14 protein-coding genes are annotated in these 15104 nt (G+C 27.2%); 6 read left to right on the forward strand and 8 right to left on the reverse strand.

Annotated elements, in window-relative coordinates:
- Positions 1-455: 455 nt before the first annotated feature.
- The 5 genes from IC214_RS05575 to rnr all read right to left on the reverse strand — a co-directional run bounded on the left by IC214_RS05575 (position 456) and on the right by rnr (position 6711).
- Complete coding sequence (locus IC214_RS05575; protein ID WP_227855148.1) at positions 456-1100, reverse strand: ABC transporter permease; 645 nt, start codon at positions 1098-1100, stop codon at positions 456-458.
- A complete protein-coding gene (locus IC214_RS05580; protein WP_227862876.1) occupies positions 1030-2319 on the reverse strand; it encodes an ABC transporter permease in 1290 nt (429 codons plus the stop codon). The genes IC214_RS05575 and IC214_RS05580 overlap by 71 nt, the downstream gene beginning before the upstream one ends.
- Positions 2316-3188, reverse strand: coding sequence for an ABC transporter ATP-binding protein (locus IC214_RS05585; protein WP_227433788.1), 873 nt, complete (start codon positions 3186-3188; stop codon positions 2316-2318). The genes IC214_RS05580 and IC214_RS05585 overlap by 4 nt, the downstream gene beginning before the upstream one ends.
- Before the next feature lie 399 nt (positions 3189-3587).
- Positions 3588-4079 (reverse strand): YfbM family protein, encoded by a 492-nt coding sequence (locus IC214_RS05590; RefSeq protein WP_227433787.1) that lies wholly within the window; start codon positions 4077-4079, stop codon positions 3588-3590.
- A 496-nt stretch (positions 4080-4575) separates the two neighbouring features.
- A complete protein-coding gene (gene rnr, locus IC214_RS05595; protein ID WP_227866364.1) occupies positions 4576-6711 on the reverse strand; it encodes a ribonuclease R in 2136 nt (711 codons plus the stop codon).
- A gap of 616 nt (positions 6712-7327) precedes the next feature.
- Here rnr and IC214_RS05600 point away from each other — a divergent pair.
- From IC214_RS05600 to IC214_RS05620, 5 genes are all read left to right on the forward strand, one after another.
- Positions 7328-7942 carry a DNA alkylation repair protein gene (locus IC214_RS05600; protein ID WP_227433785.1) on the forward strand — a complete coding sequence of 205 codons (615 nt, stop codon included), beginning with the start codon at positions 7328-7330 and terminating at the stop codon, positions 7940-7942.
- A gap of 17 nt (positions 7943-7959) precedes the next feature.
- Complete coding sequence (locus IC214_RS05605; protein ID WP_227481914.1) at positions 7960-8322, forward strand: winged helix-turn-helix transcriptional regulator; 363 nt, start codon at positions 7960-7962, stop codon at positions 8320-8322.
- Between the two features lie 54 nt (positions 8323-8376).
- On the forward strand, positions 8377-8874 hold the full coding sequence (locus IC214_RS05610; protein WP_227866365.1) for a YbhB/YbcL family Raf kinase inhibitor-like protein: 498 nt from the start codon (positions 8377-8379) through the stop codon (positions 8872-8874).
- Between the two features lie 250 nt (positions 8875-9124).
- A complete protein-coding gene (locus IC214_RS05615; RefSeq protein ID WP_227866366.1) occupies positions 9125-9499 on the forward strand; it encodes a VOC family protein in 375 nt (124 codons plus the stop codon).
- A 54-nt stretch (positions 9500-9553) separates the two neighbouring features.
- Positions 9554-10441, forward strand: a complete 888-nt coding sequence (locus IC214_RS05620; RefSeq protein WP_413926640.1) for an AEC family transporter — start codon at positions 9554-9556, stop codon at positions 10439-10441.
- Between the two features lie 311 nt (positions 10442-10752).
- Here IC214_RS05620 and IC214_RS05625 read toward each other — a convergent pair whose 3' ends face one another.
- On the reverse strand, positions 10753-11841 hold the full coding sequence (locus tag IC214_RS05625) for a rhodanese-like domain-containing protein (RefSeq protein ID WP_227866367.1): 1089 nt from the start codon (positions 11839-11841) through the stop codon (positions 10753-10755).
- 276 nt (positions 11842-12117) lie between these two features.
- On the opposite strand from IC214_RS05625, the gene IC214_RS05630 reads away from it, so the two are divergent.
- Positions 12118-12546 carry a hypothetical protein gene (locus IC214_RS05630; protein ID WP_227433779.1) on the forward strand — a complete coding sequence of 143 codons (429 nt, stop codon included), beginning with the start codon at positions 12118-12120 and terminating at the stop codon, positions 12544-12546.
- 240 nt (positions 12547-12786) lie between these two features.
- On the opposite strand, the gene secG is transcribed toward IC214_RS05630, so the two are convergent.
- Positions 12787-13011, reverse strand: coding sequence for a preprotein translocase subunit SecG (secG, locus tag IC214_RS05635; protein ID WP_227433778.1), 225 nt, complete (start codon positions 13009-13011; stop codon positions 12787-12789).
- 302 nt (positions 13012-13313) lie between these two features.
- Entirely contained in the window at positions 13314-14606 is a 1293-nt protein-coding gene (gene eno, locus IC214_RS05640) for a phosphopyruvate hydratase (RefSeq protein ID WP_227433777.1), read from the reverse strand.
- Between the last annotated feature and the right edge of the window lie 498 nt (positions 14607-15104).

Below are 15104 nucleotides of genomic sequence, written 5' to 3' on the forward strand. Positions count from 1 at the left end.
TTTAGTAAATAGATATATTTTATAATATAAAGACATCAGTGTAAATATAAAAAAGCTGTAGGTAAATTTGTTTCTACACACAAATCTACTTACAGCCTCAAATCTACTAATAGCCTCTTTTATAAATATAAATTCATATTTAAAGATATATTCGTTTTACCTAATGCTCTAATTCAAATCTTATCTGCGTTAAATCATTCAATTATCAATAAATCCAATTAAATAAAATTATGCATATATTATAAATCTAATAACTTTTATTATAGTTCTGATTATTAACCTAAAAATGCCTATTATTAATCTATTTAGTTTTACTACAATAAACAATTTTTATATTAGTATACTTAGTTTGCCTGCAATAAACAACTTTAATATCACTCTGTTTAATGTATCCTCAATAAACAACTTTTGTATTACTCTATTTAATTTACCTACAATAAACAATTTTAATCTAACTAACCAATCTTTCTTTTTATTGGCTTTATCAAAAGAGATACAACTATAAGCACAATACTTCCACATATCAACCAATACTTTTCATCAAAGCTACCTCGACTCATAGACATTATAAAGAAATTTCCAACATACTTATCTTTAGTCATCATATTTAAAATTAAATATCCTATAGATACCATATATCCTATAATAGTATTGTTAAATAAATTAGAAAATAACATACCTAAACTTCCTATAAACATAGCTGATGCAAAACTCCCCACAATATATTTAAATATAGGAAAATTGCCTCCAAGATGTTTTAACATCAGTACAAATCCAGCAATTAACACAAGTATACTTATAATTGACATTATTATTCTTATTAATTGTATAACTACTTGAGATACTGATTTTGATGATACTATCTCATCAATTTCCTTCGATTGTTCTAAGTAAAATATAGGAACTATCATTATTATTCCTGCTATTATAACATAGTTTTCAAGACATATAGCTGCTGAAATACTATCTAAATTTGCTACCCCTTGTATAAATGGAATCAAACATAACATACCAATTGAACATATTAGATTAATTAGAGTGCTTAATTTGAAGTTTTCTTTTATTAAAACTAAATAATTTTGAAAACCTTGAACCAACATTAAGATTCCCCCTTCTTTTTTGTTCATATAAAAATGTAGTTATCAAGACAATTATTAATGCTCCTAATCCTATTAAAAGTCTATTACTCATAATAGTATTAAAGTTTTCTGCTATAATAGTTCCATTTAGTACATTATTATGTCTTATCATTAGTCCCATTGATGGATAATCTCCTTCAAGACCTATAGAGTTTATACTGTAAAACCACCAAATTAATTGAACAATAATTGCTACTGGTGTGTCTGTTAAAACAGTCAGACTCACTCCTACAGCTGTAACTATCATAAGAGTTGGCAATAACCACCACAGTGTATATTTTATAAATGCTAAATTATCAACAGAAATTCCTTCATCTTTAGCAAATGAAATTAAAGGAAGTAATTCTTTTATACCTAAAATTAAAACTGGCAACATCATCATAAATACAAGAGCAAAATATCTTGATAAAATTATTTTAGATGTTGATGCTTGTTTTGAATAGACAATTTCGCTCATTCTTGAACGTCTATCTTTCATTGACATAAAAACTGCTACAAATACTGGAAATATACTTAAAATTATACCAATATAGTCACAAAAAATTCTTGCATAACCATTAGTTACTTTATCTTTTTGTATTGTATAGTTATAATTTTGCATAGCTTCTTCATAAGTAATTGGAACTATACCAAATCTTTGTAATTTATCAATGGCATACGCAGACCCACCACCTAAAATTTCATCTATGCTTTGCATTATTTCTTCAAATTTTTCAAATGATAATTTAGAAGAATTTATTTCTATATTTTCTCCACTTTCCCAAATTGAGTTTACTTTGTCAATACTGTTACCAGTTATCTCCTCAATATACTTCTCTATAGTTTGGGTCTTACTTTCATTTAATTTTATATGCTTAATAATTCCCATTGGATATGTTGTATATGAATTTTCTTGATATTCTCTAATTAAACTTATAGTTGCACTTGGAATTACTTTATCAGACTTCAAAGATTCTTTTTGACCATATGGATATTGATTGTGTTTTAAGTAGTATTCATCAATGTTTTCTACTTTTTGAGGAGCAACTAATGGATTCCCTTCATTAGGAATATTTTTGCTTACATCTTCTGAAACTGAGCTTCCAAGTTGTGAAATATAGAAAACTACTAATACTACAATAAAAACATAATAGACTGTGCTTTTTAATATGTTTTTACACTCTTTTATAAATAGATTCATATCTTATTTCCTCCCATCATAAGCATATAGCCATCTTCGATAGTTGGATTACATTCTACTGCTGTTTCAAAAGGTTTTTCTTCTGATATGATTCTAAGTGTAGCTTTTCCACCTTGAGTCAACATACCTATAACTACAAATCTATTTTTTATATTTTCTATGTCCTTTTTATCTACTTCAACACTATATACTTTTCCATAAGCAAGTTTTGTTAATGCCTCAGTTGTTCCATTATATATAACTTTTCCATTATCTAATATAGCTATATTTTCACATGTTGCTTCTATGTCTCCTACAATATGTGTTGATAATATAACTATTCTATCATTGGCAATCTCACATAATAAATTTCTAAATCGTATACGCTCTTCTGGGTCAAGTCCTGCTGTTGGTTCATCTACGATTAAAACTTTAGGATTATGAATCAGCGCTTGGGCAATTCCAAGTCTTCTATTCATACCTCCAGACAAAGATTTTACTTTTACTCTTTGATGATTAGTTAAATTTACTTTACTTAATAACTTATTGATAATTTTTCTTCTTTTTCCTGATGGTATATTTGATAAAACAGCTAGATAATCCATTGCTTCATACACTGTCATATTTGGATACATTGAAAAATCTTGAGGAAGGTAACCAACCATATCTCTAATTTCTTTCGTTTTTTCTATAGGAATTCCACACATATCTATTGATCCATCAGTTTTTGACAATAAAGTAGCTAGAATTCGCATAAATGTTGTTTTTCCTGCTCCATTTCTTCCCAAAAGTCCAAACATTCCACTATCAATTTCAATGTTTACATTTTCAAGAGCCAATTTTGAACCAAACCTCTTACTGAGATTAGACACTGATATTTTCATTTCCATATATAAGTACACCCCCATAAATCATTTTATAGTATTTTATTTTTATTAATTTTTTATTATATTTCCATAATAAATTCTAAAACTTAAGATATTATTTAGAAATTTCTAAATTTTTTCTAAAGATTCTAATTTCTCTTAATAAATAAAATAAATACGCTTATATACTAATGACTTCTGTACTATAGTGATTTAAAAATAATTGAAGTGTCTAAAAATAATATTACTATTTAAAAAGTTCTTTTAAAATTACTATAATTGGATTACATTCTACTGCTGTTTCAATATGTACGTTTATAAAGGCATCATTTACTCATATCTAACTTTATTAAAATTTACAACTTTATAGTAAACAACTTTATAAAACTTACAATCTTATGATAAATAGCTTTATAATAATCATTACATTATACAAAATATTACAGCTTGTCCCTCATTAGAAGCTACTTGCATAAATTTTTTAAGTTCAATTAAATTAGCCCATACATATTCAAAAAATTCATCCTCATCTTCATCATCCATAACAGGATAAATTTCATTTTCTAGCATTTCACTGACACTAAATTTTTTTCTAAATTCTTCTTCTTCCAAATTGTTCATTGCCTCTGATAGTTTTTTTACATCATTAGCTGTAATTAACATAGGATAAAATTCTCCTTCAATTTCCATAAATGTGTTTCCACTCAACACTAATTTACTAAAAATATTAGCATTATCTCCACCAAAAGGACAACCAGTTAGAGTAAACTGAATTGCATGCCATGCTTTATCAATATTAATACTGCTATCTTCCTGTACATCTTCAAACATAAAATCCTCTAAGTTATCTGTTGATTGTTGTAATTTCAAAATATTTTCTTCACTTATTCTAAAATAACTTCCTATCATGCCCATAATTACTTACCTCCTAAGTAGTATGTTTATAATTTTAACTCATAAGAAAAGGTATTGACAAGAAAATTCACTAAAAAAAATGTCATTACATCTTAAAAATCAAAGTATACATGAGGTAATATTTCTGATGTGGAACCAAAGAATTTTATTACGCACACACATACACTAATATTGCATAAATTAGTTCTATCTTTTTAGGAAAATACATGTGTTGTCGTGTCAAAATTATATAAAATAAAAAATAAGTGTATCTCAAGTTCTAAATGATACACTTATTTCCTATAAAAATCTATTTTTTAATATATATTTTTTGCTAAATGCTAAATATGGTCTAAACATCTACTTTTTATCAAATATTCTACATTTAGTCATACCATAAACACTACAAATGTTCATGTCTACTTTTAAATATTTCTGTATTTTCTTATTTTAAGATATTAATTTTTTCCTGTTTACTCTTATTTTCAAATATTAAACCTTATTCTTTATATTTTGTTTATTCTTCAATCTTTTTAACTATCTCAAAGTCAATTTCTTTAAAGTCTACATTTACACCTTCAACTTTTATCTTAACAAGGTCACCTATTTTATATGACTTCTTGGTTCTCTCACCTAACACACTATAAGAACTTTCATCATAGATATAATAGTCATCATTCATATTTGCAAGTCTTATCAATCCTTCTATAGTATTATCTAGCTCAACAAATATTCCAAATGAAGTTACACTAGATACAACACCTTCAAACTCTTGACCAACTTTATCCTTCATATAAAGAGCCTTATAGAAGTCATGTACATCTCTTTCAGCCAATTCTGCTTTTCTCTCTTTTTCAGATGATTGAACAGATGCATAATCTACTATAGTAGTAAGTTGCTCTTGTCTCTTTCCATTTATCTTATTATTTAAAGACTCTTTTATTATTCTATGAATTTGAAGGTCAGGATATCTTCTTATTGGTGAAGTAAAGTGACAATAGAATTTAGCAGCTAACCCAAAGTGTCCACTACATTCTGGTGAATACTTAGCCTGTTTTAAAGAACGAAGCATTATGGTACTGATTGCTCCCTCTTCTGTTTTGCCTTTTATCTTCTCTATTATTCCTTGTAATGCCTTTGGATGTACTTCTTCTTTATCACCTTTTATTGTATATCCAAATGTAGATATAAATTTACTCAATTCTTCCATTTTTTCTAAAGATGGTGTTTCATGTATTCTATACACAAATGGTATACCCATCCAATAAAAATGTTCAGCAATTGTTTCATTACTTATAAGCATAAACTCTTCTATTATTTTATTAGAAATTCTTCTTTCATATGGTTTTATATCTGCAACTTCTCCATTTCCATTTAGAATTATCTTTGCTTCTGGGAAGTTAAAGTCTATAGCCCCTCTTTTTTCTCTTCTTGACATAAGAATTCTAGCCAAAATTTCAGAATTTTTAAAATCATCTACAACATGTTCAAAAGTCTTTTTAAGCTTTTCATCATCTTTTTCTAATATATCGGATACTTCTGTATAAGTCATTCTAGCCTTTGAATTTATTATAGATTCACATATTTCATGCTTAACTACATTTCCCTTATGGTCTATTTCCATAAATATAGAAAGAGTTAATTTGTCTTCAAATGGATTTAAACTACATACTCCATTAGAAAGAGTCTTTGGCAACATTGGAATTACTTTATCTACTAAATACACAGATGTAGCCCTTTTTAAAGCTTCTTTATCTAATTTATTTTTTTCTCTTACATAATGTGTAACATCAGCTATATGAACCCCTAATTTAAAGTTTCCATTAGATAATACCTCTATTGATATAGCATCATCTAAATCTTTTGCGTCATCTCCGTCTATAGTAAATATATTTAAATCCCTTAAATCTCTTCTTCTTTTTACCTCTTCTTCTGGAATTTCAACAGCAACAGCTTCTGCTTCTTGCAATACCTTCTTAGGAAATTCTTCTGGAAGACCATGTTCTCTTATTATAGAGTCTATTTCTACTCCTCTTTCACCTTTTTGACCCAGTATTTCTATAATCTTTCCTTCTGGTTTTCTATCTTCTTGTGGCCATACTGTAATTTCACAAACTACCTTATCATTATCTACTGCACCACTAAAATATCTTTTAGGTATATATACATCCTTAGTAAATTTCTTATTGTCTGGTGTTACAAATCCAAAAGTTTTACTTGATTGAAAAGTACCTACTATTTTAGTTATTTCTCTCTTTATAATTTTTACGATTCTTCCTTCTGCTCTTTTTTCTTCAGTTGCAGGTACAACTATCTCTGCCATAACTCTATCATTATGCATAGCTCCATTTATATTGTCACTTGAGATAAATAAATCTTGTGTGTATTCAACATCAGATTCTACAAATCCAAAGCCTTTTTTATGTGATGTAAATTTACCAACAAAATATCCCATTTGATTTGATGATACTATTTTATTTTTCTTAGTAAAACATATATATCCATCTTCCTCTAATTCTTCTAAAAAATTATAGAACATTGGCATTTCTGATGAATGTATATCAAAAATTTCTGCTAATTCTTCCTTTTTTAGAGGATTATATGCACTTTCGTTTATTAATCCTAACAAACTCTCTTTAAGTCCTGGTATCATTTTTTCCTCCTATTTTACTTTCTTGTTATATTATTTTTTTAGTTTTCTATTATATTACCCTTTGTATATCTTCTATATTACCTTTCATATATCTTCACACACCGTTTTTTATATTCTTTTATTATTGTTTCAAGTTAAATCAATTATTATATGTTTTTTATATTTAATTGAAATTATCTTAATAAATCTTTAAAAAAGTTATGATAATTCTCTAATAATAGTTTAAGTTATCATAAGCACAATTGTAATTTACTTAAAATATCATTATTACAGCTACTTTATCACCTAATTATACACCATCATATAGAATTGGTAAAATATTCATTCCATCTAAGTATTACTATATAATAATTTATTCTATTAGTATACTCAAATTAAGTTAAATTTATATAACTCAATTAATTTTTTAAATATAACTTTTTATAATATAAAACTTATAATAAAAGTAAATTTATATGTTAAATTAGGTTGATTTTTTATTGTTTTTTATTTATTCTAATATTAAAGGCTTGCAAACGTTTTTTGACAAGTCTTTATTTTATATAAATTAAATAAATTTTTTTATTATAAATAATATATTAAATTTAAACTAATCTACTTATTGGAGGAGATAAACTTGGAAGAAGTAATTGCAAAAATTATTACCATAGAAAATGGTTTTAAAGAAATCGAAAATATTGCTAAAAAAATTGTAAAAAATAATGACTCAAAGAAGTGTTATTATCTATCAATTTACTTATATAGATCAGAATACTATCAAGTAAGAGAATTAGCAGTGTTTATATTAGGCTTTATATCAATACATATTTCTGAAGCCTTATTATTTTTAAAAAACAATGTGAGTAAAGATGAAAACTGGAGAGTACAAGAAATATTAGCTAAATCATTTGATTATTATTGTAGTGAAGTTGGATATGATAAATCACTTCCTGTGATAAAAGAGTGGTTAAGTTCTGACAACCCAAATATAAAGAGAGCTGTAACAGAAGGACTTAGAGTTTGGACTATCCGAGACTATTTTAAGACCAACCCCACTGTAGCTATATCATTGCTTTCTAGTTTAAAAGATGAGGACAGTGAATACTTAAGAAAATCTGTTGGAAATGCTCTCAGAGACATAAGTAAAAAACATCCAGATTTAGTAAAAAACGAATTAAACTCATGGGATGTTTCAAATAAAAAAGTTGAACTTGTATATAAACTTGCTTCAAAACGTATTTTGGCAAAATAAATTGGAGGTGACTATACTTGAAGCTTCGTGAAAAATATACATGTCCATTAGAACTAACACATGATATGATAAAAGGTAAATGGAAGTCTATTATATTATGGAGATTACGTATAGGTCCAACTTCTCTATCAAAACTAGAAAAAGAGATTAATGGAATCAACCAAAAAATGTTGCTTGAACAACTTAAAGAATTGATTGAATTTGGGCTGGTTGATAAAAAAACCTATGAAGGATATCCACTTAAAGTTGAATATTCACTTACACCTATTCGTGGAAAGCAGATGTTAGATGCTTTGGCTATAATGCAAGATATAGGAATTAATTTCATGCTAGAGAATGGTAAAGTAAGTAATTTACCATTATTTACAACTGGTATATAATAAACTTACAGAAAATTTTTATTAATTTATTATATATTTAGGAGGCAAATTATTATGAAAGTAACTAGTACAGGTATAGTAAACGGTGTTATAGAAGATAAATATGGAAAAAGAGGAAATCAATTTAATAAAGGTGGTATGCCTACATATTCATTACCTCTAAAATTTGAAGATGCTCCAGAGCATACAGTGTCCTTTGCTGTATTTTTAGAGGACAAAGATTCAGTTCCTGTATGTGGATTTGCATGGATACATTGGCTAGCTGCAAATATAACAAAAGATGAATTAAAGGAAAATGAAAGCATAACAGCTACTGATTTTATTCAAGGGACTACTAGTTGGCATAGTAAATTAGGTGATATTGGTAGATTAGAAGCTAGTGTTTATGGTGGTATGGCTCCTCCAGATAGACCACATGTTTATGAAATACATGTGTTTGCCCTTGATACTACTCTTAATCTTGAAAAGGGATTTTATATGAATGAGTTTTTTGAAGCCATAGATGGGCATATTTTAGATAGATTTACACTTAAAGGGAGTTATTCTAATTAATTAGATTTACTATAGCTAATCATTAATTTGTTACACTTAATTAATGATTAGCTTAATTGCTATTAAATTATTTTTCTATTTTAATTAATTGTTGATTCAATGGATTCGAATTATTTTTTATATTTTATTTAACTATTAAATCAATTAATTTCAGGTTATTTCTTATATTTAACTAATTATTATTTTATGCCTTATTAAAAGAAGATATCAACACATTTAATAAATCTATATAAAATTTCGAGGAGTTATTATGATAAAAAAAATAGACCATGTAGTCATTACTACTAATAATATAGAAAACTGCATAAATTTTTATAAAAAGCTTGGTTTTACATTAAAGATGGCAAATGAAAGATATGAACTTTACTCTGGAGATTTCAAAATAAATGTCCATTTAAAAGGTCATGAACTTTCACCTCACAGCAAAAACGTACAAACAGGTAGTGCTGATTTGTGTTTTGAGATAAATACTAATATTGACATGACAAAAACAAACTTAGAACAAAATGGGATTAAAATTGAGCAAGGAATTGTAGAACGCACAGGAGCCTTTGGTAAAATGAAGTCTATTTACTTAAGAGACCCTGATGGAAATTTAATTGAATTGTCAAGTTATGGAGAATAAACTTTGGAAAATTTAATTCTATCTATAAATGTAGTTCTTCCTTTGTTTCTCACAATGTCACTTGGGTATGTTCTGAAAAAATTAAGTTTATTTGATGAACATACTTTAAATAAAATGAATAATGTTTGTTTCAAATCTTTCCTGCCATTACTATTATTTTTTAATATATACAATACGGATTTAAATGGTTCTCTTAACCTCAAACTTATGGCTGTAGCTATTATAAGTATTTTTTCAATCTTTTTACTCTTAGTTTTTATTATACCTAAGATTGAAAAAGATAATAAAACAAGAGGTGCATTAATACAAGGTATCTTTCGCAGTAATTTTGTTATATTTGGTATACCTGTAACAATCTCACTATTTGGTGATAAAAATATTGGGGTTACATCTTTATTAATTGCAGTTATTGTTCCTATGTTCAATGTATTATCAGTCATAATACTTGAGATTTTTAGAGGTGGTAAAATAAATATAAAGCACATGATTAAAGGTGTTTTAACAAATCCTCTCATAATAGCTTCTGTAATAGGATTGATAATGCTTATTTTAAATATTAAAATCCCTGAGTTTTTACATAAAACCATTGGTGATATTTCCAAAATTGCTACTCCCCTATCACTTATAATTCTAGGTGGGTCTTTCAGCTTTTCTGCTATAAAAGGACATATAAGACCAATTATACTGGGGGTGTGCGGAAAACTTATTCTTATACCTGCTATATTTTTACCAATTAGCATTTTTCTTGGATTTAGAAATGTAGAATTAGCTTCACTTATGATAATGTTATCTGCTCCAACTGCTATTTCTTCATTTACAATGGCCCAACAGATGAATTCTGATAGTGAACTTGCTGGACAAATTGTAGTATTTACCTCTGCATTTTCCATAATCACAGTATTTATAATAATATTTATCTTAAAACAGAATAATCTTATTTAGTAATATCCTATAGTATAATTTGGTATAATAAGAAATATATACTTGTATTGTAAGAAACACATATTGATAGCATAGTAAATATGTATTGATATTGTAATAAATATATACAGAAAATAAGTACTACTCATAACTCAAAAAAATATAAAAAAGGTGGACTATAATAAATATAGTTCACCTTTTATATTGAAATTTATATTCTCTATTGAAACTTGTATTCTTTACTGAAACTCATAAAATTTCAAGCTTTTTTTAAAAATAGTATATAGCTTATTACTTATAAAAATTATATTGGCATATCCTCTTTTTTTATATTATTTTTTAGCTTTATCAGTTGATAATTCACCTACAGTTGTATACTTAACATCCCCATCTTTAGGATTTCCTACTTGTACTGGCAGATTAGGTTGTGTTTGCCATTGCCACCATCCACCATCAAATAAAGTGATGTTTTTCCATCCATTTTCATAGCACATTAACCAAGGAATAGTTGCTCTCCATCCAGTTCCACAATAAAATGCTGTATTTGTATCTTTTGTTACATCAATATCTTTAAAATAACCTAATACTTTATCAAAATCTACATAGCTTCCATCTTCATTCATATAATCTTGCATACTGCTTGCATCAGTACCTGCACGCCCCCATACAGCACCCTTTGGCTCTCCAGCTTTATCAATATAATTGTAACCACTTGTTTTTCCAGAGAACTCTTCTAAGCTTCTTATACTTACTAGTCTAAAGTTAGGGTCATTTTTTAATTTATTTTCTACATCTTTTATATCCATTACATATTCTGGATGAGCTGGAACTTTTACACCAAACTCTTTTTGAGATTTTGGCTCTACTGCTCCTTTTTCTACATCATATTTTGTATTTTTCCATGCTTCAATACTCCCATCCATAACTTTAACATTTTTAACACCAGCCCAAAGACAAATGAATGCTATTCTATCTACTCCTGAATCAGAACCATATAGTATAACAGTTGTATCTGATGTAATACCATTGCTAAGTAATACTTTTTCAACTACATCTGCTGGTTTGATATTATAATTATCAAAATCTTTTACTCCTTCATCATTATCATATTCTAAAGAGTCTGTATCAATATGAATAGCTCCTGGTATATGCTGTTTCAAGTAGCCTTCATTTTGTTCAGTTGCTCCCCATGAGCCTTCTGCAATAACATAATTTTTAGACTCTGGTTGATTTCCATCAATAACACTTTTTACCCACTTAGGTGATACAAATACTTTTGTTGTATCAACTGGGTCAGCTGTAACCTTTTCCGCATTAGCATCTTTATTACTTGCTTCATTTGAATTGTTGTTTGAACACCCAACTAATAAAGTCGCAATCATAGCTATACATAATATTAAACTTAATAACCTTTTTTTCACGTTTTTCCCTCCATCTTATCTAGTTTTCATCTAAAAAGTATATCATATAGCTTTTTTCTATTCAATAATTCTACAGCTTATACATAATATTGGCTATACAAAATATCTATACTTCATCTTACTTTTTATACAAAATTTCTATACAGCATTCTATTTATATCTTACTATTAAATTATATTGATTTATATTATAATATTTTAGTAGTAAACATTATAATATAAATCAATATAATATTTTTAGTTTGTCTATAATTTAATATAATAAGGAGAAATACTAATGAAGAAAACACTCTATAGTATTACAATACTATTTCAAATTGCTTTTCTAATAGGATGTAAGGTTTTTGAAAAATATGCAAATACAAGAATGGGAATGCATAGGTGGGTAACATACACTAACAGAAACTTTGAAAGAGATTATCCTATTGAATCACTTAAAATAGCTCTAATAGCTATTCTTATCGTTTTTACTATAATTGCAATTATACTGCTAATTCAAAACACTATTTTAAAAAAGAACTATAATTTATTTGGTAAATTAATGGGTCTTTTAACAATAATAATCAACACTCTTTTATTAAAGTTTATATTAACAAATACACAATATACTAACAGTTCCTACTTTTTTTTAATAATGATGCTTAGTATGGTATCTATTTTGCAAATTATCAAGTTGATTGTGCATACTAGAATGATTAAAAATTAGATATATCAAAAGCTAGATATTAAAAACTATATAACAAAAATAGATATATCAAAAATTTATTTTATAAATATCTGACTCAATTCATAAAATAAAAACTGGACCAATAATATAAAATCATTAGTCCAGCTTTTACTTTACGTACTTTTTTATGTTGACGTACTTTTATTAAAAACTAAATTTAATTTTTAAATGTAACCAAAATGCACTAATTAAATAATGGCCAGTTATTCAACAATACCACTACTTCTTAACTATAAGTAGTGCCAATGCATTTATAAAAAATAATACTGCTGTTATCTTTGTAACTCTAGCAAGAAATGCTTGTTTTCCTTTTGGTTTAAAGTAAGCTTGACTTCCTTCTCCACCAAACTCTGAAGGTAAAGCATTCTTAGAATCTTGAGGCATTATGCTAATTACTAGTAAAATCCCTAGTACTACTTGCACACCCATTAAAATGTTGCCCATTCTTGCCCCTCCTATCTTTCTATTACTTAAATTTCATTACTCTTTAGTGTATCACAATAATATAGTCATTTCAAGACTATTATGTTATAAATCACAAACAAAACTGATATCAAAAGCCATCAAAATATATCTATAGTTTTTAATTATAGCAATTATTTCAAAGCTTTTATTTATTTTCCTAATAAAAATGGCTTACATATAAAAAGGGATAAGTGCTTTGAAAAATCAATTAACACTTATCCCATTTATCTCTTATAAGATAAACTTAAAATCTTTTATACTATCTTTTTAATCCTTAAAAACTATTTTTTTAAGTTATAGAAAGATTTTAATCCACAGTATCTAGCTTGCTCTCCAACCATTTCTTCTATTCTTAATAATTGGTTGTATTTAGCAACTCTATCAGTTCTTGATGGAGCACCAGTTTTTATTTGTCCAGCATTTACTGCAACAGCTAAATCTGCTATAGTAGAATCTTCAGTTTCTCCTGATCTATGAGATATAACAGCAGTGTACCCTGCTCTCTTAGCCATTTCTATTGCATCTAGAGTTTCAGTTATTGTACCTATTTGGTTAACTTTAACTAATATAGAGTTAGCTACTCCATTTTCAATTCCTTTTTCTAATCTTTCTGTATTAGTAACAAATAAGTCATCTCCAACTAATTGTAATTTGTTTCCTAATTTTTCAGTTAATAATTTCCATCCATCCCAATCTTCTTCATCTAAACCATCTTCTATAGTTATTATTGGGAAGTTGTTTGACCAATCTTCATATAAAGCAACCATTTCAGCAGCAGTTAATTCTTTTCCTTCTCCAGCTAAAACGTATTTTTTAGTTTCTTTATTGTACATTTCTGTAGCAGCAACATCAAGTCCTAACATAACATCTTCTCCTGGCTTATATCCAGCTTTTGTTATAGCTTCAACTATTAATTCTAAAGCTTCTCTGTTTGAACCTAAGTTTGGAGCGAATCCACCTTCGTCACCTACACCACAAGCTAATCCTTTTTCTCCTAAAACTTTCTTTAATGAATGGAATACTTCTGCTCCCATTCTTAAACCTTCTTTAAAGCAACAAGCTCCTACTGGTAATATCATGAACTCTTGAACATCAACGTTATTATCAGCATGTTCTCCACCATTTAATATGTTCATCATTGGAACAGGTAATTGCTTAGCATTTACTCCACCTAAGTATTGGAATAATGGTAAACCTATTTCATCAGCAGCTGCTCTAGCTACTGCCATTGAAACACCTAATATAGCATTAGCTCCTAATTTACCTTTGTTTGGAGTTCCATCTAATTCTATCATCATTGCATCTATAGCTGGTTGGTCAAATGCATCCATTCCTTCGATTTCTGGTGCTATTATTTCATTTACGTTAGCAACAGCTGTTTCTACACCTTTTCCTAAGTATCTTCCTTTGTCTCCATCTCTTAATTCAACAGCTTCAAAAGCTCCTGTAGATGCACCTGATGGAACTATTGCTCTTCCCATTGCTCCATCTTCTAATACTACTTCAACTTCTACAGTTGGATTTCCTCTTGAGTCTAATACTTCTCTAGCATATACTAATTCAATAACTGACATTTGTATATCTCCCTTCGATTTTTCTATTAGTTAAATTTTCATTTACTGTAAACATCCGTCTACTAGTTTTAATCTACTTATTATATTATAGTACAGAAAGTTATTTTTGAAAATTAGATACAAATTTATTTGATGGGTAAATTTGTAAAAGTTTCTATTTTTATTTTATTTTTTATAATTTTTAACTTATCTATTAGCCAAAATCAATCTTCAATACATAAATATACAGATAAACTTAAAACATGAAACACAAAATTTACAACTAATGATTCTAATAATTTTTGATTTTATAATATATATTAATTATTATTTTTTACATCATTTTACTTAAACTTTATAAAATTCACTTAGACTGAAATACTTTTAAGTTTACTTTATTGTAAGTTACTATTCTACTTATCAATTCAATTCAATTCAATTTATAAACTTATTAATTCAATTTCTAGCACCTAATTTTGCATATTCAAATTCTTTAGCAAAAATTTCAAATGGCACTAG

It is taken from the genome of Clostridioides sp. ES-S-0190-01, assembly GCF_020658275.1.
GTDB lineage: Bacteria > Bacillota > Clostridia > Peptostreptococcales > Peptostreptococcaceae > Clostridioides.